Origin of the sequence: Actinophytocola sp. (genome assembly GCF_035762905.1) — a bacterium.
GTDB lineage: Bacteria > Actinomycetota > Actinomycetes > Mycobacteriales > Pseudonocardiaceae > DASYTH01.
This window is the reverse complement of the sequence record NZ_DASUCC010000099.1, coordinates 22921-42955: the sequence shown is the minus strand read 5'-3', so window position 1 is coordinate 42955 and position 20035 is coordinate 22921. Positions and strand designations below refer to the sequence as shown.

Annotated in this window: 20 protein-coding genes; 9 read left to right on the top strand and 11 right to left on the bottom strand. The window is 68.1% G+C overall.

The window, feature by feature from the left end; genetic code table 11:
* Window positions 1-21 precede the first annotated feature (21 nt).
* Entirely contained in the window at window positions 22-1065 is a 1044-nt protein-coding gene (locus VFV67_RS22130) for a glycosyltransferase family 2 protein (protein ID WP_326472515.1), read from the bottom strand.
* Window positions 1062-3197, bottom strand: a complete 2136-nt coding sequence (locus VFV67_RS22125; protein ID WP_326472514.1) for a hypothetical protein — start codon at window positions 3195-3197, stop codon at window positions 1062-1064. Before VFV67_RS22125 ends, VFV67_RS22130 begins: the two co-directional genes overlap by 4 nt.
* 1224 nt (window positions 3198-4421) lie before the next feature.
* Here VFV67_RS22125 and VFV67_RS22120 point away from each other — a divergent pair.
* A complete protein-coding gene (locus VFV67_RS22120; protein ID WP_326472513.1) occupies window positions 4422-5969 on the top strand; it encodes a hypothetical protein in 1548 nt (515 codons plus the stop codon).
* 77 nt (window positions 5970-6046) lie between these two features.
* Here the strand turns inward: VFV67_RS22120 and VFV67_RS22115 are convergent, their stop codons facing one another.
* Window positions 6047-6301 carry a hypothetical protein gene (locus VFV67_RS22115; RefSeq protein WP_326472512.1) on the bottom strand — a complete coding sequence of 85 codons (255 nt, stop codon included), beginning with the start codon at window positions 6299-6301 and terminating at the stop codon, window positions 6047-6049.
* Between the two features lie 549 nt (window positions 6302-6850).
* On the opposite strand from VFV67_RS22115, the gene VFV67_RS22110 reads away from it, so the two are divergent.
* The gene (locus VFV67_RS22110; protein ID WP_326472542.1) at window positions 6851-7621 is read left to right on the top strand and encodes an SAM-dependent methyltransferase; all 771 of its coding nucleotides are present in this window, start codon (window positions 6851-6853) and stop codon (window positions 7619-7621) included.
* A 382-nt stretch (window positions 7622-8003) separates the two neighbouring features.
* A complete protein-coding gene (locus VFV67_RS22105; RefSeq protein ID WP_326472511.1) occupies window positions 8004-8624 on the top strand; it encodes a DUF7711 family protein in 621 nt (206 codons plus the stop codon).
* Window positions 8625-8679: 55 nt separating this feature from the next.
* Here the strand turns inward: VFV67_RS22105 and VFV67_RS22100 are convergent, their stop codons facing one another.
* Window positions 8680-9669 (bottom strand): aldo/keto reductase, encoded by a 990-nt coding sequence (locus VFV67_RS22100; RefSeq protein WP_326472510.1) that lies wholly within the window; start codon window positions 9667-9669, stop codon window positions 8680-8682.
* Window positions 9670-9781: 112 nt separating this feature from the next.
* Between VFV67_RS22100 and VFV67_RS22095 the strand changes: the two genes are divergently transcribed.
* Together VFV67_RS22095 and VFV67_RS22090 are read left to right on the top strand one after the other, a co-directional pair.
* Complete coding sequence (locus tag VFV67_RS22095; protein ID WP_326472509.1) at window positions 9782-10852, top strand: monodechloroaminopyrrolnitrin synthase PrnB family protein; 1071 nt, start codon at window positions 9782-9784, stop codon at window positions 10850-10852.
* A 276-nt stretch (window positions 10853-11128) separates the two neighbouring features.
* The gene (locus VFV67_RS22090) at window positions 11129-12010 is read left to right on the top strand and encodes a hypothetical protein (protein WP_326472508.1); all 882 of its coding nucleotides are present in this window, start codon (window positions 11129-11131) and stop codon (window positions 12008-12010) included.
* Window positions 12011-12071: 61 nt separating this feature from the next.
* On the opposite strand, the gene VFV67_RS22085 is transcribed toward VFV67_RS22090, so the two are convergent.
* The 5 genes from VFV67_RS22085 to VFV67_RS22065 all read right to left on the bottom strand — a co-directional run bounded on the left by VFV67_RS22085 (window position 12072) and on the right by VFV67_RS22065 (window position 14735).
* Window positions 12072-12755 (bottom strand): dihydrofolate reductase family protein, encoded by a 684-nt coding sequence (locus VFV67_RS22085; protein WP_326472507.1) that lies wholly within the window; start codon window positions 12753-12755, stop codon window positions 12072-12074.
* Complete coding sequence (locus VFV67_RS22080; protein WP_326472506.1) at window positions 12755-13261, bottom strand: SRPBCC family protein; 507 nt, start codon at window positions 13259-13261, stop codon at window positions 12755-12757. Before VFV67_RS22080 ends, VFV67_RS22085 begins: the two co-directional genes overlap by 1 nt.
* Before the next feature lie 3 nt (window positions 13262-13264).
* Window positions 13265-13606, bottom strand: coding sequence for a metalloregulator ArsR/SmtB family transcription factor (locus VFV67_RS22075; RefSeq protein ID WP_326472505.1), 342 nt, complete (start codon window positions 13604-13606; stop codon window positions 13265-13267).
* A 209-nt stretch (window positions 13607-13815) separates the two neighbouring features.
* A complete protein-coding gene (locus tag VFV67_RS22070) occupies window positions 13816-14283 on the bottom strand; it encodes a nitroreductase/quinone reductase family protein (RefSeq protein WP_326472504.1) in 468 nt (155 codons plus the stop codon).
* Window positions 14284-14300: 17 nt separating this feature from the next.
* On the bottom strand, window positions 14301-14735 hold the full coding sequence (locus VFV67_RS22065) for a PPOX class F420-dependent oxidoreductase (protein WP_326472503.1): 435 nt from the start codon (window positions 14733-14735) through the stop codon (window positions 14301-14303).
* Between the two features lie 101 nt (window positions 14736-14836).
* On the opposite strand from VFV67_RS22065, the gene VFV67_RS22060 reads away from it, so the two are divergent.
* Window positions 14837-15376: a MarR family transcriptional regulator gene (locus tag VFV67_RS22060; protein ID WP_326472502.1), complete on the top strand. Its 540-nt coding sequence runs from the start codon at window positions 14837-14839 to the stop codon at window positions 15374-15376.
* Between the two features lie 252 nt (window positions 15377-15628).
* On the opposite strand, the gene VFV67_RS22055 is transcribed toward VFV67_RS22060, so the two are convergent.
* On the bottom strand, window positions 15629-16024 hold the full coding sequence (locus VFV67_RS22055) for a MerR family transcriptional regulator (protein WP_326472501.1): 396 nt from the start codon (window positions 16022-16024) through the stop codon (window positions 15629-15631).
* Window positions 16025-16110: 86 nt separating this feature from the next.
* On the opposite strand from VFV67_RS22055, the gene VFV67_RS22050 reads away from it, so the two are divergent.
* Complete coding sequence (locus VFV67_RS22050; RefSeq protein ID WP_326472500.1) at window positions 16111-16572, top strand: hypothetical protein; 462 nt, start codon at window positions 16111-16113, stop codon at window positions 16570-16572.
* Window positions 16573-16634: 62 nt separating this feature from the next.
* Entirely contained in the window at window positions 16635-16967 is a 333-nt protein-coding gene (locus VFV67_RS22045) for a YnfA family protein (protein ID WP_414636324.1), read from the top strand.
* Between the two features lie 196 nt (window positions 16968-17163).
* On the opposite strand, the gene VFV67_RS22040 is transcribed toward VFV67_RS22045, so the two are convergent.
* Window positions 17164-18549 (bottom strand): MmgE/PrpD family protein, encoded by a 1386-nt coding sequence (locus tag VFV67_RS22040; RefSeq protein WP_326472499.1) that lies wholly within the window; start codon window positions 18547-18549, stop codon window positions 17164-17166.
* Between VFV67_RS22040 and VFV67_RS22035 the strand changes: the two genes are divergently transcribed.
* On the top strand, window positions 18513-20030 hold the full coding sequence (locus tag VFV67_RS22035) for a helix-turn-helix transcriptional regulator (protein WP_326472498.1): 1518 nt from the start codon (window positions 18513-18515) through the stop codon (window positions 20028-20030). The two genes, VFV67_RS22040 and VFV67_RS22035, sit on opposite strands and share 37 nt — an antisense overlap.
* The last annotated feature ends 5 nt before the right edge of the window (window positions 20031-20035 follow it).

The window sequence follows — 20035 nt, the reverse complement described above, 5'->3', positions numbered from 1 at the left end:
GGCCGGTATGCAGTGTCCTGGTCAGACGAGGCGCCTGACCAGGCGCCAGTACATTGAGACGACGGTGTTGAGTGGCGTCAGCACGGCGGGGGGGACGTCGATCAAGGGTGTGTCCACTCGGGTGGTGAGCAGGCGCATCCATTCGGACTCTGGCCTGACTCGCTCGGCCTGCAGCACCCGGCGGCGCGCCAGCCACGTGCCGCGCTTGTTCCACAGCCAGACCCAACCACGTACCTTGTCTCGCAACCAGCCCTGCCTGATCGCGAGTACCAGCATGGCCAGCTCCAGGCCGATCAGCGCCGGGGCGAGCAACAACAGCGCGCGTCCACTCCACATGGTCAATACGAATATCAACCGGTTTCGCTCGATCAGGTAATACTTGTTGCTGTTGCGGGAGAACTCGTAGCGGTGCACGAGCACGGCATCCGGAACACTCACGACTCGTAGTCCCAGCCGCCACGTTCGGAGAGAAAGGTCAGCATCCTCGTAGTAGGCGAAGTAGTGCTCGAAGAAGCCACCCAGGCGGTCCCAGTGGGTTCTGGTGGTGACAAGTCCGGCCCCCGTCGCGCCGGCGGTGTCGGTAGGTGCCGCGCGGGTCTCCGGCTCACCAAGATCTCCTACCCAGCTCAAGCCCAACACGTGGACGACGGTGCCGCTGGAGTTGAGCAGCCGCGGATCCTCGGCGAGTCGGGCGCTGGCCGCGACGACGGCGACGTCGGAGGTCGCGAGTTCTTCGACGAGCCGGCTCAGCGTTCCGGGCTCGACGATCGCGTCCTGGTTGACGAGCGCGACATAGTCGCCCGCCGAAGCGGCGACCCCGACGTTGTTTCCTTCGGCGTAACCGAGATTCCGGCCTGGCCGCACGATTCGCACCCGGTCGAGTTCACCGAGGACTTCGACGTCATCGGTCGTGCACCCGTTGTCAACCAGTACGACGTCGATGTCAACCTTCTCGGACGCGAGAAGGGAGGTGACGCATCGGCGCAACCACGGCTCCGCCCGCCACGCCAGTACAACGGCACTGACCCTGGGCAGCGGGATGTCCCGGGGTCTTGTGCTGGTCAACCGGCTCTCCTCGCGTGATCAGCCTTGCGATCGACCGCGTTCTGGGCGCGGCAGTCGGCGGGCCGACCGACCGTGCCCTCCAGAATCAAGCCGCCCGCCGTCATGGGAAAGAGGAACTGGGTCAGCCGCAGAACCGTGCTCGCCGCGGCGACCAGTGGGATCGCAAGGCGCGGAACTCTGCTCACGAAGGTATGCGGGTCGTAGTAGTAGGTCCGCACGGACACGTCGTACATCGGCACCCGGCCGGCGAGCGTGGCGAGCGTACGGAACGAATAGACCTGCAGGTGGTCGGGATGGGCGCTTTCCCGGCCGAGGAGTGCCAGCACCAGGTTGATCATCGAAGTGGTATTCGGTGTCGTTGCGATCAGCGGGGTGCCGGGGGCAACGTGGCCGATCTGCCTCAACCAGCCCAAAGTGTCGTGGGTGTGTTCGATCAGTTCGCCGGCCACGATGAGGTCGGGCTGGAACTTCTCGAGGATGGGTCCTAGGTTTTCGACCTCTCCGTACACGATCCGCGAACCACACCTGGTGTCGATACCCCCGCTCCCACTGGCCCGCAGTCTCTCGGAGGAGTCCACGCCGAGCACTTCGCGCGCGACCGAGGCAATCTCGGCATGCAGCCATCGCCACGATTTGTGCTGAGCCCTGTCGACCTCGGTTTCGTCGTAGGCTCCCAGGTCGAGGACCCGCAGTCCCGCACAGCGCTCCCGTACGTAGTCGTGTCTGTCGACCGGGCGAGGCACCTGAAGGCGCGCGAGTGGACCCGGATCCGGTGCATCGGCAATAGTTGCCGCGGCGGCAATGGAGTCTGCCGTCAGTGAGCGCGGGCGCTGACTCAAGTGGACCTCCGAACGATGCGATTGCGGGACGTGACGCACCGTATCGGTATCGTGATTCTCCGTGTGCGGTGGGGTTGGGACGGCCACGGCAACGTCGCGCAGGCCGGCACGGATGCCCAGCAACCCGAGGAGAAGGGTGAGACCCGGACCGATGACCTGACCGACCGCTGCCGCGTCGACCGGATCCTGCGGCAGCGATGCCCACGCCAGGGTGCTGGCCGAACCGAGCGCCCAACCGAAAGTCACAACCTTGTCCCGACCGAGTGCGATCAACCCCGGCTGAACGGCCGCTGCCGCCACCATCGTCATCGTGCTCGCGGCCAGCAGTGTCATGGTCGGACCGGAAAGACTCACCGGAGAGGACATGAAGGTACGCAGCACCCAGTTGCCGACCAGCACGAAAAGGATCGTCCCCACCAATCCGATCCCGGCGATCGCCGCCAGGGCCAGCCGAATCGTGCGACCCACCACCGCGAACTCGCGTCTGGTCACGGCGGCGGTCAGGTGTGAGGTGAGCACTGTCGTGATCGGGAAGAACAGCAGCACCGGGATCCGTGCGACGACCACGGCATGACCGAACGCGAGCGCGATGGTGCTGTCCGGCGCAAGCTGCGAACTGACCGCCAGTGGCGCGATGTTCGGCAACATCTGCGCGAAGAGGGTGGCACACGACAATGCGGCAAGGCTCCTGCCGACCGGATGGGCCGTACCGGGCGTTGCACGGCCCGGCTCCGCCATCAGTTCCGTCCGCAGCCACGTGGTACCCACCAACAGCGCGACGGCGGTTGCGGCGAGATAGGTCGATCCGTAGACCCACGCGCTACCGACACCCGTGCACAACAACGGGATGCAGAACAGCACCCTGGCGATGCCCTCGACGGCGAGCATGCCGCCGAACCTGTCGAGGCGCCCAAGCCCGACGAGCTGACCGCGTACCCGGTGCTGTGCCGCGTTGATGACCGGAATAGCCAGCACGAGACAGTAAAGTCCCCAGTCACCGTGCAGCGTGCGACCGCCCAGAATGGGCGCGAGCAGCACCAGCAGAGCCGTGACGACCGCGGCCAGGCCGATGCCGGCGCGCCGGACCCGATGTAGCTCGGCGCCGAGTGACAGCCCGCCGGTGAGTGCCCGGCTGGTCGACCTGTTGGCCACCTGTTCGAGCGCCCCGAAGATGCCCGGACCGACGATGTTGGCCAGGAAGTAGAACGTGATCGCGAGGTTTGCCTCCTCCGGAGGAAGCCCGTGCCCCGTGCATGCGACGAACACGTAGCCGGCCGCCGCAAGAATCAGCATCCCGCCGCCAACCCGCACTGACGATCCGGCGGCACGGCGGACCCCTGGCGACGACGGCACCCGGTCAATCTAGAGAATTCATTGGTGCGGCGCCATTCGTGTTGGATACACGAACGGGTGGTCTATTCGATCAATGTCGATCAGACCGGATCCATGCGCAAGCGCCTTGGATCGGGTGCGGAAGAACCGAGGCGCGCGCACGCTGGAGTGGACGGTGACACCGCCCGTCACATTGAAGCCGGCAGAGATTCATCACGTTGCGTTCCGATCGTAGGAGGGGATCGTTGAGGGAGACTTGAAAGCCTCTTTCGACGAAATTTCGAATCCGGCCCTGATGGACCGGGTGCGGAAGCCTGTCGGCGACAAACGCATTCTGGCCTGGTGAAGGCGTTCCTCAAAGCGGGCGTCCTCACCGAGGGCGGTCTCGGAGCCAGTCCTAATGAGCGGGCAAGCGGGCCGGGCCTGCCGAGCATGGATCCGCATGATCCACGCCCGCTCCGACCGAGCGCGTTTCATGATCAGACGGCGGCGCAGACCGTCGTGGTCTGCAGGTTCGCGCCTATCGGGCGTGGTATGCCCGCAGCACACCTAGTTGATGCTGGCTTGACGGCGTTGCCGGCGACCAGAAGGGGATCAGCGTGACGACCAAAGCATGATCGGCTACACGTCACCCGAGATCCGCCGAGTGTTGAGCAAGCTACCTTCCCGAACTCTGGCAGATCTGGCTCTGGTCGTACTGGCGCTGCGGAGTTGGATCGGGTGCGCGAGTGGGTCGCTGACCGGATCGCGGACACCTGAGTATGGGACCACGACCCGTTCTGCACGCAGCGTTACCGAAACCGCCGCTAATAATCACGCTAACGAGTGGTCCCCTGGGAAATAAGGGCCAAGAAGCGACTTGTATCCGCCGGTCAGGCTATGGTGTGCCAGTTCTTTGGTCGCGCGCGTACGGATCCCACAACCATTTCCCCACGCGGGCTGAACAGCCGGCGGAGGTCGCACTTGCTGACCTCCCGGCGATCTGACCCGCGGAAAACATTCTCAGAGAGAACGGAACTGATGCGTAGCAGGTCAGCGATCCGAGTGGAACGCGTGCCCGTTGAGCTGTCCGACGTGACCGTTGCGGCGGCAGCGGGAAACGGCGAAGAAGCCGTCAATGAAAAGACCGAGGGAAATCGACGGTGGCTCATCATCGCCGAGGCCGGTGTATCTGTGGCCTTCGCCATGTCGATGGTATTGCTGGCCCGCGGGATCGACGTCAGTCCGCTTGACCGGGTCGGGCAGGTCAGCGGCCTGGCCGGTCTGCAGTTGCGCTACGCCGTCCTGGGCCTTGTGCTGCTGGCCGTGGTCGCGATCACAGCTACCGCGCGGTGGGCGAGGCTGTCGGCGCTGACCGTGCGCATGGTGGCCGCGGGCGCCGCGGGCCTGTTCAGCGGCCTGGTCGCCGGGGCGGTCGTGGTCGCGCTGCGCGGCACGAGTTGGGGACTGTTCGGGCCCGTCGGTGACGCCGGGACGCTGACCGCGATGGCGAGAAACCTGCTGGAAACCGGATGGGTACCGACCACCTATCCGCCCGGCTTCATTCATGCCCTCGCCGGGTATGCCGAGCTGACCGGAAGCACGCCGGAACACTCGCTCAAGGTGCTGCAGATCGTGTTGACCGCCCTGTACGGACCGGCCGTGTACCTCGCGTGGCGATTGCTGCTGCCGCCGCTGTGGGCACTGGGGGTCGGCGTCGTCGCCGCGCTGCCGGTCGTGGAAACGTACAAGCCCTACGAGCCCATCGCGCTGGCCCTGCTGATTCCCGTGCTGTTGCTGCTACTCCGACACCTGCGGCGGTCGGGCGGTATGTCATGGCGCCGGCTGGCACTCGCCGGGGTCGGGTTCGGACTCGCGCTCGGCGCGATTTTCGAGCTGTACTCCGCATGGTTCGTGTGGTCGGCCCCGGGCGTGCTCGCCGCGGCGCTGCTGGTCTTCCCCTGGCGCCGGGGAGCGACCCGGGGCCTCACCCTGGTGGCGGTCACGGCCGTGGTGTTCGCGCTGATCGGCCATCGCCACCTGCTCGGGCTGGTGGAGATACACGACTCGTTCCCGGACCGGTGGTTCTACTACGACGCCTATGTCGAGCCGGCGTACTTCGCCATGGGGCGCGCTATGCCCGGCGTCAACGTCGGCCAGTGGCCGCCACCCGGCGAACTCGGCGGCGTCGGCCTGTTCACGGTGCTGCTCCTCGCGGGGCTCATGGCGGCGCTGACCGTCGCGTGGCGGCGAACCATCGTGCTCGCGCTCGCCTGCATCTTCGCCGGCGCCTGGATCATGCGGTTCCTGATCAGCTCGCGGATGTACGCCGGCAACGCGGTGGACTTCTACCCGCGCACAGCAACGGAGTTGCTCTACTGCCTGTTGCTCCTCACCGGCTTCGGGATCTACTACACGGTCCAGCGGGTCCGCGCCTCGACGCCGGCGGGATGGTCGGCGCTCGCCGTCTCCAGCCCGGTGCGCGTCGGAGTGGTGGCGGCCTTGCTACTGCTGTTCGCTTCGGCCGGCTCGGCCATTGGCGACCGGTACATGCCGCGAACGGACGACTCGTGGGGCGCGGCCGCGTTCTGGTCCCACATCAGCCGTCAGGTCGATGGGAAGTGCCCCAGTTACCTGGCGACACTGGGAGTGAGCTGCCTCCCGGGCGACATGCCCTTCGAAGAGATCATGCGACGGTTCACCGACGGCGCGCCCCGGCCCGGCGAGCTGCCGCACGTCCTCAAACCGGGCTGAGGCGCTCATAACGGTGGCTTCGGCGCCTGATGGGCGAGGTCAGGGTCGTGGATTCGCTGCGGCTGTTGCGTGGCTCGTCAATTGCCGCGTCGGCGCAATGATCGATACAGCAGCCACAGCGTCAGCGCGACCGGTAGCAGGACCGCCGCGAGCAGGATTCCTGCGAACATTCCGTAGCCGTGCGGATCGGAGGATAACCCGATGGCGCTGAGCACCGCTTGACCGACGAGCAGCACGACCAATATTGCGGTGCAGCCAAACGCGCCGAGCACGAGGCGCCGAAACGTTGTCCGCAGGGTGCTTGTGCGGGTCGTGCTATCCGGCGTGTCCATGTTCGGCTCCGGGTGGAGTGTGCCGCGATCACTGCGGGTCGGGAGTGCAGACGGTCAGGAACGACTTCTGGTTCTCGCGTAGTTCGTGAAAGTATTGCCGGAGATCACCATGTTCCGCACCATGTCGGCCGCGGTGGGTTGGCCGGCCTTCTGGGGGCGCAACCGCGAGCCGGCTCTGCTGCGTCCGCCGGCCGTGGCATGCCGATGCCGTAGCTGGCGTTGGTACGTACCGACCAGCCCAAGACCGCGACGAACCGGATCCGCCTCGACGTCGCGCCGTACGAGGGCGCGGGAGGCCCGACCGTAACCAAACCCTACGGGCGGCACGGACTCACCCGCGGTATGAGTGTCGTCGCAGGTAGATGGAATCAGATGGACCGGCGATGAGCGACTGGCCTTGCTGTGCGCGGTGGGGTTCTGGGAGCGCTCTCGGTGGGTTGCGGTGCCAGGCCATACACTCGATTGGCGTATGAGCGACCCCGGATCGGCCGAAGGGTGTTGAGGCGGAGGGTGACCGGACAATCGCGCGGGGTGCCGCCCCCGATCGACATGACGATTGCGCATCCGGCACGCATGCACGATTACTGGCTCGGGGGCGCGCACAACGTCGCCGTGGACCGGCAGCTGGCCGAGAAGATCAGAGAGGTGTTACCGGGGGTCGAAGACTCCGCCCGGCTCAGCCAGTCCTTCATCCGCCGCGCCGCGCTGTATCTGGTCGAGTCGGGAATCCGCCAGTTCCTGGACATCGCGTCGAGCCTGCCTTCGGTCGGCGCCCTGCACACGATCGTGCAGCGGGTCGAGCCCGAGTGCCGGGTGGTGTACGTGGACATCGATCCGGTGGCCATCGCGCACGGCGAGCTGAAGCTCAAGGACGCCGAGCGGACCGCGGCGATCCAGGCGGACGTGCGCGACGTGGCCGGCATATTCGAGTCCGGACCGGTGCGGCGGCTGTTCGACCCGACCCAGCCGGTGGGTCTCATGGCGCCGATGCTGCATTTCCTTCCGGATAGCCTGGACCCGGCCACCGTTCTGGCCGGTTATCGGGACCGGCTCGCCTCCGGAAGCTACGTGGTGGTGGCCAACGTTGCCGCGGACGCCACCGCGTCCGGGCTGCCCGACGCGGTGGAGGTGTACAAATCCGCCCGATACCACGTGCATCCTCGCTCCGCTGCGGAGATCCTGCGCATCTGCGCCGGGTTCGACATGGTCGAACCCGGTCTGGTCGGCTCCCCGCACTGGCGCCCGGACGAGCCCGGCGACGCGACCGGCAACCCCGACATCGACACCCTCATCTACGCCGGGGTCGGCCGCAAACCCTGATCCGGCCCCCGGATTCGACGCGTGCCTCGGCGCGGCGAGTGATGCGGGCGTCGTGTGGCGGCAGCGGTGGATTGTGCGGACGGTGGCGATGATTCTGCAGACCGCACTACACCGGGCGGCAGGCCGAACCAGGCAATGAGATTGGCCAGGCTCAATGTGCGTCGGCCAAGAGCCGAGCGATCCTGCACCGCCGCGCCCAGCCGTGCCGACTCGTCGAGGTGCCGGTCGCGCACCCGGGCCCGGTCATCCAGCGCTGTCTGCGGCAGGTACTGGTGCCGTCCGCACCTGCCGATCGACCGGCACGGCGCGCGCATCCGAGTTCGGCTCCCTTCATTCAGTCCCGAGCGGTCGGCCGTCGTCGGCGACCGGGAAGGATGGGCCGGTGCGGTGGACCCGGGCGATACATCATCTCGAGGCGTTGGCGCAGGAGTGCGCCGGCATGGCCTCGCGGCCCTCGTCGATCTTCCCGGTGCGGGTGGTCGAGTTGTGGGCCGTCGGCGACGTGCTCGGTCGACCCGGTGACATCGACGCGGTGACCGTGGCGTTGGTTGTCGATCTGCCGGTCGAGGAGGTGCCCTGGCTCGGCCAGCCGCGCGGTGCGCAGCAGTGGGCCAATGCCACGAGGCTGGATCGCAACCCGATCGTCGGCCTGTGGCGGTCGGTGCACGCACCGGTGTGGAACCACTACGTCGAGCGGCCGGCGCTGGTGTGGGACGCCGAGAACGGGTTGGCGGAGCGGACGCTGGCGGCGCTCCACGACGGTGACGGCGCGCGGGTCCGGCTTCCCGCTCCCAGCCCGGAGCAACGTCGGGCGCGCCTGACCGAGGAACTGGCCGTCAGCGTGCGGGCCCTGCGCCGGTGCACCACAACGTACGAGCAGCGGCGGTGGAGTCCGGGCAAGCTCGAACCGGTGGCGGATGCGCTGTGGCGGGCCAGCGACGGCTACCTCGACGTGCTCGACGCCCTGCATGGCTCTCTCGATCACGCGGGCGACGACGCCTAGCGGTGGCGCCGAGCCCGGGCGGTGGCCTGCTTCACCAACGACTGCCGGTCGATGCCTAGCCCGGCTGGGCCGCGGCCGCGACGATCGCGGTTAGGGCGGCGCGATCCGCTTCGTCGAGGAGGTGGTTGACGGCGGCAACGGACGGTGTCATCTGCTCGGGGGTCTGCGGCGCGGTGAGTCCGGCCGACAGCACCGGGTCGGACAGCAGCCAGGCCAGGGCCAGGGTGGGCAGGGCGATGCCGCGGCGGTCGGCCTCGGCGCACAGCGAGTCCAGCACGCCGGCCTCGGCCAGGCGCTCCATGGGACGGTAGCGCTGCGCCATCACGGCCATGCGGGACTCGGGCGGGTACGGGACGCCGGGTTGGTAGGCACCGGCCAGCCAGCCGCCGGCCAGCGCGCTGAACGCGGTGACCCCGATGCCGTGTTCGCGGCAGATGTCCAGGGTGGTGGCCGGCGCCGGGTCGAGCAGGTTGTGCCCGACCTGGACGTTCACCGGTCGGGGCAGGCCACCGGCGTCGGCGGTCTCCAGCACCGCCGCGATCTCCGCGGCGTTGACGTTGGCCAGACCGTAGTACCGGATTTTGCCGGCCCGAATCAGCTTGTCGAACTCGGTGAGCGTTTCCTCAAGTGGGGTCTGCGGATCCGGCTCGTGCGACAGGTACAGGTCGACCCGGTCGGTGCCCAGCCGCCGCAGACTCACCTCGAGTTGGGCTCGGATGTGCGCGGTGGACAGTCCGCGGTCTTGCTCCCCCGGACCGGCCGGGGTGCCCACCTTGGTGGTGATGATCAGCTCGTTGCGCACGGAACGGCGGTCGCGCAGCCAGCGCCCGATCCACTCCTCCGACCGCCCGCCACCGTAGGTGTTGGCGGTGTCCAGCAGGTTGATCCCGTGCTCGAGCGCGGCGTTCAACAACGCCCGGGCCTGCCGCTCGTCCTCCCCGTAGCCGAGAAACTCCGGTATGGCCCCGAAACCGCCGAAGCATCCGCACCCCAACGCCACCATCGAGACCCGCAGATCGCTGTCCCCGAGCCGCCGGTACTTCATGCCGGTTTCCTACCAGTGATCGGGTAGGATGTCATCCGCGACACACTGCTCCAAACGGACGATGATCTCCGCGCTGGTCCACTCATTCCGTTCGAGCCACTGGGGAAATGAAATGAGACCGGTCTGTATCGACGCCGAGTTCGTCCCCGAGCGGGTCGCGGCGTTGGATCCGCTGTCCGCCGCCAACGCCTGCGCGCGGCTGCCGGAACTCAACGCCCGGCGGGACGTGCCCGCGATCACCGCCACTCTGTCTGCGCTGCTGCCGGCCCCGCCGGTGCTGGCGGGCCTGTCGTACCACGAGTGCCTCGCGGCCATGCGCGATCTCGGCATGTTCCTCGCTTCGCTGCAACGGCACGGGGTGCAGCCGATCGAGGTGGTGCCACACGCCGAACCGGTGCTGGTCGAACTTGGCCGGCGCACCGACATGATCCCGCGCGAAACCATCCACCACTACACGGAGATGAACCCCACCGGCGACCGGCAGCGGACCCTCACCGGCGATCCTCAGGAAAGCGCCGCGATCGAGGTCGTGCGCATCGCGATGCGCCGCTACGGCGCGGCGATCGGCCTGGCCGAACGACTGGCCGGCGCGCGGCCGGACCAGCCCGAGTTCCCTTTGCTGCTGACCGAACTGGCCGGCGAGCTCGACGCGTTCGCCGCGGCCATGGACCTCGCGCACGAGCGGCTCACGCCCGAGTTCTTCTACGGGGAGCTGTTGCCCTACTTCGACGAGATCGACGTGGGCACCGGCAGGTACTTCGGCCCCACCGCGGCCCACGTCCCGCTGGCCGTGATCGACACGTTGGTGTGGGAGTCCGACCACGGCTCCGGCGAGCTCGCCGAGTACCGGGAGTGGGCCCTGCCGTACACGATGCCGCGCTGGCGGGCGCTGCGCGTGCGGTGGCTGGCCGTGCCGTCCCTGACCACCCGGGTGCGCGCGGCGTTGACCGGTCCCGGCGCGCACGACGCCACCGTGCACGACTCGGCCGCCGCCCTGACCACGGTGCTGCACGCGCTGCTCCTGTTCCGCGGCAAGCATGTCGCCTACGCCCGCAAGGGCGGCCGCGCCGAGGGAGTGGCCCTATTGCGGGACATCATCAAGCAGAACAAGTCGATGATCGGCTTTGTCACTGGCCAGCGACCGCTGGTGTACCCCGATCTCGCGATTCCTGGAAATGCGTGACCGCCGCCTTGTCCGGACCATCGACGGGGATGGACCCCGGGGTCTTCCTCGGACGGGGTCCGGCCTGAGAAATCAGGAGGAACCGGCGGGGCCGAAGGTGTGCCTGCGCGTGGAGTGCGAGGGCTCACTGCTGAAATTGCCCCCGTAGTCGATCCTCAGCGGTTACCGTCTGGGAGGACCTGGCGGTACCACCGCTGCCGAGCCTTCGGCGCGTCCGAAGGAGACTGGACCTGAGCCCGTTGCGCGGGCGAACCGGAGGATCGAGCGGCCGCTGCCATGACCGACCTGATCATCGCGATCGCGCTGTGCGTGGCGGTTGCAATCGCCTACGCGACGGCGGCGCTCATCCAGGCTCGCCACGCGCACCTGACCGTGCGGGAGTTGGCCGGCGTCCCGGCACTGTGGGCGGCGTTGGGGCTCAACGGTCTGGGTGCCGCGCTGCACGTCACCTCCTTGGGCTTCGGTCCGCTGTCGCTGATCCAGCCCCTCGGCGTGCTCACCCTCGTCATCGCCGTTCCCCTGGCGGCGCTGATGGCGCGGCGTCGGGTGTCGCGGCTCGAGCTGAGCGGCGTGACAAGCACCGTGCTCGGCCTCACCGGCCTCACCGTCATCATCTCCACCGCGAGCGGGACCCAGACGCTCGCCTCCGCTGAGCTCATCGGATTGCTCGTCGCCACGGCCGCCCTCATCACCGTTCTCGCTCTGCTGGGACGACGACCGGGAGCATCGACCCTCTGGGAGGCCGTCGCGGGTGGCGCTGGGTACTCGGTCTGCTCCGCGCTGTGCCAAACGGTTGTGGTGACCGTGGGCACCGCAGGCGCGACGGCGCTGCTGCGGCCCATCACGATCCTGGCCATCCTCGCCATCGGCGTGTTCGCGGTCACCGCGACCGTGCTCACCCAGCGGTCCTATCGCAACGGGCTCGGCGCGCCCCTGGCGGTGACCAACCTCGTCAACCCCGCCTCCGCCACCACGATCGGGCTGGTCTTCCTCGGTGAGCGCCTCGGCACCACCCCCGTCGAAGTGATCGCCGCCGCTGGCTGCGCCCTGCTCAGCGGCTTCGGCGTCGCCCAACTCGCCCGCGCCCGAAACGTCAGCCCCGTGGCTGCCCCACCGACCCCGGCAACCCCACGCGAAGACCTCCGCATGTGCGCCTGAGCCCAGCAAACGCCTCAGCCGACCGTGGCCGGCGATGGCCACCGTGTGGTCGGCCGTGCGGCTACCGTTGTCGGACGGTGTAGGTCAGGTGCGTCACCCTCGGGGAGGGCTCCGCGCGGAGCGGCTGCAGGGCCACGCGGTCAGCGTCCACGCCCTGGAACAGGCGGGTGCCGGAGCCGAACAGCACGGGGGAGAGCGTGATCGAGAACTCGTCGATCAGGCCGGCGTTGAGGTACTGCAGGATCGTTGCGGCGCCGCCGGCGATGCGGACGTCGCGGTCGCCGGCGGCCTGGCGGGCCTGGTCGAGGGCGGGCTCGATGCCGTCGTTGACGAAGTGGAAGGTGGTGCCGCCGGGCCGCTGCCAGGGATCACGCTTGTCGTTCGTCACGACGAAGACCGGGGTGTGGAACGGCGCCTCCCTGGGCCATGACTTTTCGCCGAGGTCGAACATGCGCTTGCCCATGACGCTTGCGCCGGTGCGCTCGAACGTTTCCCGTGCGATGTCGTTGTCGCGGCCCTCCTCGCCGCCCTCGCCGAGGTTGAGGTTCTCCCGGAAGAACCGCTGCGGGAAGATCCACTGCTGCAGTTGCATCCACTGCGTCATCCAGCGCTGCACGTCCGGGTCGGTGCTGCGCTCCTCGGGCGCGCTGAAGCTCTCCATGGCACGAACACCGACGGCGTGGGACTCGGGTGCGATGAAGCCGTCCAGCGACATCGACACGCTGAAGAACACCTTGCCGGCCATCAGTCCTGCGCTCCCTTCCGGACGATCTCGGTGAGGTAGGCGGCCAGGTTGGCAAGGGTCTGCGCTCCGCCCTCGATCGCGTGGTACTTCTCGACCGCCTCGTCGCGCAGTTGTCTGGTGGGGAACACCGTGCGCAGCTGGATCCGGGTCGCCGCACCGTCGGGCTCGAACGTCAGGACCGATTCGAAGGCGTTCGGGTCGTCGCGGGATTCACCGTGGCGCAGCGCGATCCGCTTCGGCGGGGTGATCTCGGTCCAACAGATCCACTCGGGGTAGTCCGTGCCGTCCGGCCCGTGCAGCACGAAGTCCCACTCGCCGCCGACGCGGAACTCGAAGGACCGCGTGGTGGTGCTGAACCCGTCCGGTCCCCACCATTGCGACAGGTGCCGGACCTCGGTGAACGCCTCGAACACCAACTCTGGTGGGGCGTGGATGACCCGGGAGATGACGATCTCGCGGTCGGCCGTCGCGGACTGCGCCGGGGCTGCTCGTTCCGTCGCGCTCATCAGCTACTTCTCCTGCCGTGTCTGCTTGAGGTCCTGCACGTAGGCCTCCAGCCGGTCGAAGCTCTCGTTCCAGAACCGCTCGAACCCGCCGGCCCACTCGTGCACCGGCCGCAGCCCGCGGGCGTCCAGGCCGTACAGACGCTGCTTGCCCGCCCCGCGGACCCGCACCAGCCCGACCTCCCGCAGCACCCGCAGGTGCTTGGACGCCCCTGGCTGGCTCATCCCCAACTCCCGGGCCAGGTCGGTCACCGGCCGCTCACCCACTCGCAGCAGCACCAGGATCTCCCGGCGCTGCGGCTCGGCGATCGCGTTGAAGACGTCCGACGTCGTCGCTGCTCGTGCCATGGCCGCCATCATATTCCCATATGGGCATGTGTCAAGTCGAGATGAATCCGGCGGGTTTCGTGTCTACATCGGCCAGTCGTCCAGATTGGACAGTGGGCCGGCTTGCCGGCTGCGGTCGCTCGTGGTGGCTGCGCCGGTTGTGGGCTCTCGGTCTGACGCGGCTGTCGGCCGCTGGCTGGGATAGTGGTGCTGGGGTTTGCGGTGCTGGGTCAGCCGGGTCGGGATGTCAGGCGGATGATCGGCAGTTCGCGGTCGGTCTTCACCTGGTATTGGGCGAACCGGGGCGCGGCGGTGGTGATCTGTCGCCATGCTTGTTCGCGCTCGGGTCCGTGGAGTTGTTCGGCGCTGACGGGGATCGTGCGGCCGGCTAACTCGATCTGGACCTTGTCGGGGTGTGCGGCGATGTTGTAGTACCAGGCCGGGTTCTTCGGCGCACCGGCCGCGGATGCCACGATCAGCCAGCCGTCCTCGTCGCCGGCGGGGAAGTAGCCGACCGGGTTGGTGCGTTCGGTTCCGCTCCTGGCGCCGATGGTGGTGAGGATGAGAGCGTTGAAGCCCATGAACCTGCCGCCCTTGCGGCGGATTCGCTTCGCGGCCATCGTGTTCATCCAGCGCATCAGTCGCCCGGCGCGGGGTTGGCGGGCGCCGCGGGTGCCGTTGCGGGTGTCGAAGCTCATCTCATCTCCTGGGTCGGTCAGCCGACGGTGCGGCGGTTGATCGTGAACTGGCGGACGTCACTGTTGGTCTCACCGATGCCGAAACTGATGATGCGCTTGGGGTGGATCCGGATGATCGCCCCGTCGAACCCCATCTGCGGGCCGGTGGCCCAGGCGGAATCGGTGGGTTCGGTGAGCGCCTCGGCTCGCCCGCGGATTTCCAGGCACCGCGGCCGCCACGGCTGGACCGAGGCGAGGTCATCGACCACGAACGCGACCCGGCCGTTGTCGGCGACGTTGCGGAACTTGCGGCTGCGGGCCATCCCGTGCCCGGCGATGTCGATCGTGCCGGTGTCGCTGTTGTAGCGGAATCCGACCGGGCTGACCTGAAGCGTGCCGTTCGGCTGCGCCGTGGCCAGCCGGCCGAGTCGCTGGCTGGCCAGGTACTCGAGCTCGTTGTCGGTGAACGACATACCACGCCTCCTCGTGCGACCGCTTGACCAGTGCGGTCATCCCTGGTTCATGCCATTTACTGTACGTGTCATTAACTATATACCTCGTGTACGGTAGGGTAGTGGGCGAAGGTGAGCAAGACATCGCAATCACGGCGATGGGGTCGGGGTGTGCGGCGGCCGGCCGACACCGTGGGGCGCAGGACGATCTCGATCCTGCGAACGGGCTGATCCAGCTTTCCCGCCTGGTGCAGGGCATCCAGGCGCGGATCTCCGAACGCCACGACCTGACCCCCGTCCAGGCCCGACTGCTGTGCGTCCTGGCCTTCGGTCCCCGGGGGATGGCGGATCTGGCTCAGTGCTTCGGTGTGGAGAAAGCCGCGCTCACCGGCCTCGTCGACCGAGCCGAACGGCGCGGCCTCGTCCGGCGAACACCCGTTCCGGATGACCGGCGCGCCCTGCGCGTCACGCTCACCGACACCGGCCAGCAGGCAGCGGCCGCGGTCCACGCCGCGGCGACCGCCGAGCTCAACCAACTCCTCGCACCGCTCACACCCCGCGACCGCGAGCACTTCCGCAACACCATGACCAAGATCATCACAGCCTGCGCGACCCCCACACCGCCCCACCCGCCTCCGGGGACGGCACCCGTGCAGAAGTGAACCGGACCCCACCGCATCGAGATCACGGCCGCACCTACCCCGACCTACCTTGGGAACCCAAGGCCGCCTTCTCCGCCCTTGCCGAGTGCTACCGCGGCTGACCGACGCCGCAGGAGCGGCTGGAGTCGCGGCTGCGCAACACCCGCAAGTTGCTCACCGTCGCGGCGGGGATCAGGTCGGTCTACCTGATCGCGACCGGCTTCGCGTGGGCCAACGGTGGGCTGCTTGCGGCCCCCTGGGGAGGAAACCGGGTCAGCGTTGGTGATTGGCCGGGTGTGCCGGCTGGAGGTTGAGTCGGCAGTGGCCGGTTCGGCAGTCGTGGAGGATGTCCTGGGCGTGTTGGCGGGCGCGTTGCAGGTCGGCGATTTTGGTGTCGATGCGGTCGATGACAGCCTGCAGGCGCCAGCGTTCGCTGTCGCAGGTGGCGCCGCCGGTGTCGTGGGCGTGCAGGGCGTCGATGACCTCATCGAGGGTGAAGCCCATGTCCTGGAGGGCTTTGGCGGTGCGGATCCGGTCCACTGTGGACTCGTTGAACACCCGGTAGCCGGAGGGTCTGCGGTCCGCGGCGGGCAGCACGCCGCGGCGTTCGTAGAAGCGGACCGTGTCGACGCTGACCCCGGCCTGCTGGGCGACCTGTCCGATCTTCACCCGCGTCACCTCTTGACTCTGGACCCTGGTCCAGACTCTAGGGTCGAGTCGAACGCCACGCAAGACCAGCGACAAGGAGCCTGACCATGCAGATCCCGGACGCGTCCACCCCGATCGTGTGCGACATGACCGACGCTCCCGACACCGACATCGAACGGCTGGCCGAGTACCGGCGGCTGTTCACCCACGCGGCCTTCCTCGGGCGGGAACGCACTACGGCGGGGATCCGGTTCCGGTTCCGGGCGGAGCCCGGCATCGAGGCATGGCTGCGGGACCTGGCCGCACGGGAGAAGGCCTGCTGCGCCTTCTTCGCCTTCGACATCACCACCGAGGGCGATGAGGTGCGCTACGACGCGGCCGTGACCGACAACGAGCCGGCCCGGGCCACCCTCGAGGAGTACTACGCCCTGCCCGACACCCTGGTCGAGTCCGTCGACGGACTCAACGAGCGGCTCGCCGCGCGCGGAGTGGTCTTCAGCGCCAACTCCGCCGGCACGGTGCACCAGGTCCAGCCCGCCGGTGTGGTGTTTGATCGCCTCGGGGGTTGACCCTCGAGTCGGCCTGAGGGTTTGGTCTCGGATCTCGGATCTCGCGCGGTACGGTCCCGATCATGACCGTGGTCCGGTCCGTGTTGCTGTTCGTGCTGGCCGCGCTGGCCGAGATCGGTGGCGTCTGGCTGGTCTGGCAGGGCTGGCGGGAGCACCGCGGGCTGCTGTGGATCGCCGCCGGTGTGCTCGCGTTGGGCGCCTACGGTTTCGTCGCGACCTTCCAGCCCGAGCCGCACTTCGGCCGGATCCTGGCCGCCTACGGCGGGATCTTCGTCGCCGGCTCCCTGGCCTGGGGTGTGCTGGTGGACAAGTTCCGGCCCGACCGATGGGACTACCTCGGCGCCGGCCTGTGTCTGCTCGGCGTCGCGGTCATCATGTACGCACCGCGCCGGTGAACCTTCGGTGGTCAGGTAGGCAACGCGATCGTCATCGGTGCGGGCCTTGGACCCAGCCGGCATGGTGACGCCGGCCGGCGCGGCCCCGGAATGAACGCCGGCCTCGTCGACCGTGTCATCGTCGGTCGTTCAGGCGATCAACCGGTCCATGGTTTTGCTCATCCGGAGTTGGGCCATGTGCGTAATGGGCGGCATCTCACCGGGGCGCGCTGGCCGGGGTCAGGCAGGTGGTGATCTCGGCGACGTCAGCGACGTCTTCGAGGGTGGCGATGAGTTTGACCAGCTTGTGGATTTGACTGTCGGAGAGCGTGCCGCCTTCGGCTAGCCAGGTGTAGGCGTCCACCGGTGGGAAGACGTGGTCGTCTCCTTCGGCGACGTGCCGACGCGTGGTGGTGGCGGTGATCTCGATGCGGGCGTAGCGGATCGGTCGGCCGGGTTCGAAGTGCAGGTGGACCTTTTCCAGTGCCCGCTCGAGGTAGGTGTCGCCGCGCCGTGGGTAGCGGAGTGGATCGATCGCACCGCATGCGATGACACTGGCGACCAGGAAGCGCGCTGACCACAAGGGCCGGAATCCCTGATCGAGTCGGGTCTGCATCAGTGTTTCGCGTTGTTCGCGCTCGCTGGGCAGAGTGATGTCGACGCGAGTGATGTCGTCGGCGGTCAGGGCGTTGGTCTTGAGCAGTTCCAGCGTCAGTTCCTGCGGGACGATGTTGAGGCCGCTGCCGCCGTACCGCTTCGGCGATGCCCTGGTGATCTCGAAGTCCTGGCCGAGGGTCGACAGGCTTTCTGCAAGGGTGCCGGGCACGTGGCCGGCGACGGTGCGGAACAGGCCGTGCTCGCCTTCGATGCTGGTGCGGGCCATGGGGATACCCGCCTGCGCCAGGAACGCCGCCATGGCGCCGTTGCGAGCCACGAGCGGTTGGAGCGGGCCCATCATGTCGCCGGCCTCGGCCAGACCCGCACCCAGGTGCGCGGCATGTGCGAGCGCGTGCGCGGTTTGTTCGCGGGAGAGCTTGAGCAGCCGAGCGGCAACCGCGGCCGCGCTGAACGCGGCGAAGAGGCTGTACTGGTGCCGGGGAACCGGTAGCTGCCAGCTGAACATGGTACGGGCGAGCTTGGCCTGCGTGTCGTAACCGGTCACCACCGCGGTGATGAGTTCCCGCCCGGAGGTGTGCCCGTGCTCGCCGAGCGCGAGACCGATCGGGTAGGTCACGACCCCTTGATGCACCGCGGGCGGCAGCTGAAAGTCGTCAAGCCCCCGGCAGCTCATGAGCACTGCGTTCGCGAACACGGCGTCGAGCAGGCTGGCGCCGCGCGGTTGGCCGATCACCGTGCAGTCGGTGTTGCTACCGCTGAGCGAGTGGGCCACCTGCACCGCTTGGCGGCCCAGCGGGTCGCCGCCGCACCGTAACGCGAGACCGACATGGTGCAGCAGCAGTTCCTTCGTCTTGTCCACCACCGGACCGGGCAGGTCGTCGAAGGAAAGACCATGGACATGATCGGCGAGCTGCTCGCTTGCACTTCGAGTCACGATTCCATCAAAGCGTGGCCGCCGGTCCGAGTCTACGGCCGATTCACTCACGGAGTCTGGTTTTACTTAAGGGTATTGGTGGCTACTGGTGGACCTGTATCGCAACCGCACCAAAGTGGTGGAACATCGGTATGGGACGGGGCCGGGTGGCCGGGCGTATCGTCGTGGAGGTGGGCAATCCCCTGATCCCGAACAATTTGGCGGATGAGCGGGCCGCGGCGGGTTTCGATACGCCGGATGATCTCGCCGTGCAGGCCGGCATCGACCCAGCTTGGTACTCCCAGATCGAAGTGGGCCGGGTTCTGCCGACGCGGGCGGAGTTGGAAAGCATCCTCGACGCACTGGGCGGCATCCCGGCCAGCCGGCTCTACCTGCTCAGCTGGCGACAGATTATTGGTATCGACGGCGTGGCCGCGGCGGCCCACCGTCCCGGCACGATGTTCCGGAACTGGGCGGACCACGGCCGCATGCTGATGTCCCGGGACGAGCTCACGTGGTTCGACCGCCGGCCGCGTTCGGCACCGGGGGCCGACGTGTACGTGAACATGAGCTGCAGTGTTCAGGTCACGCCGCACCTGCTGCTTGACACCGTCAGCGTGCTCGATGCGCTCGGCGTCAGGTTCGTCGCCGCGGCCGGGCCGGCGGCGGCCTGCTGTGGCAAGCCGTTCGGCAGCATCGGTCGCCCCGCCGTCGCGGAACGGCTCCGCCTCACCCGGCTCGAGCGGAGCCTGGGATGGGGCGCGACGGTGCACGTGAACTGGTGCACGGCCTGCCAGCAGACGACGACAGCGGCGGCGGCGCGGCGGCTCATGACCGACGGCGTCCGGCATCCGGTGCGGGAGGTGCAGGTGATCACCTTCCTCGAGGAGCGGGTGCGCGAGTTGGGCGATGCGATGCCGTGGCGCAAGCGGGTGCGCCGGCGGGTGCTGGCCGAATCGCACTCGTGGAGTCCGGTGCACCTGCAGGCGCAGACCGCGATGGCGCGGTTGCTGGCGATGGTGCCGGGCGTCGAGGTCGTCGACCTCTACGACGGGTTCTCCGAGGACAGCCCGTGTACGGCAAGCGCTCGGGAACCGGGATCACCGCAGCCGGAGTGGACGAGACGACCGCAAACCGCGGAGAGCATCAGGGCGCACCGGTCCCGGCTCGCGGACTACGCCACCTCGCGGGGCGCCGACACGGTGAGCTGCGTGCATCAAAGCTGTCACCAGAAATGGTCTCGCTACGCCAGCGATCGGCTCGCGGTCCGGCACGCCGTCTCCATTCTCGCCGAGGCACTGGATTGTGCGCATCCGGATCGGTACCAGGACGCGGTCCGGCTGGGAAACCCGCAACAATTTCTCGAGCGCTCCCGGCCGGTTTGGCAGTCATGGGGACTTTCCGAAGAACGCGCGACCGAACTCGCCGCCGCAATCTGCGATCCACGATTCGCCGACACCGGACCCCAATGTTGCGGCCGGTCCACCTGCGCCGCATCGAGTTCCCTTCCTCCGGGGACGCAGCTGAAACAGCGCCGCGGAGCACGCCACTGAGCAGC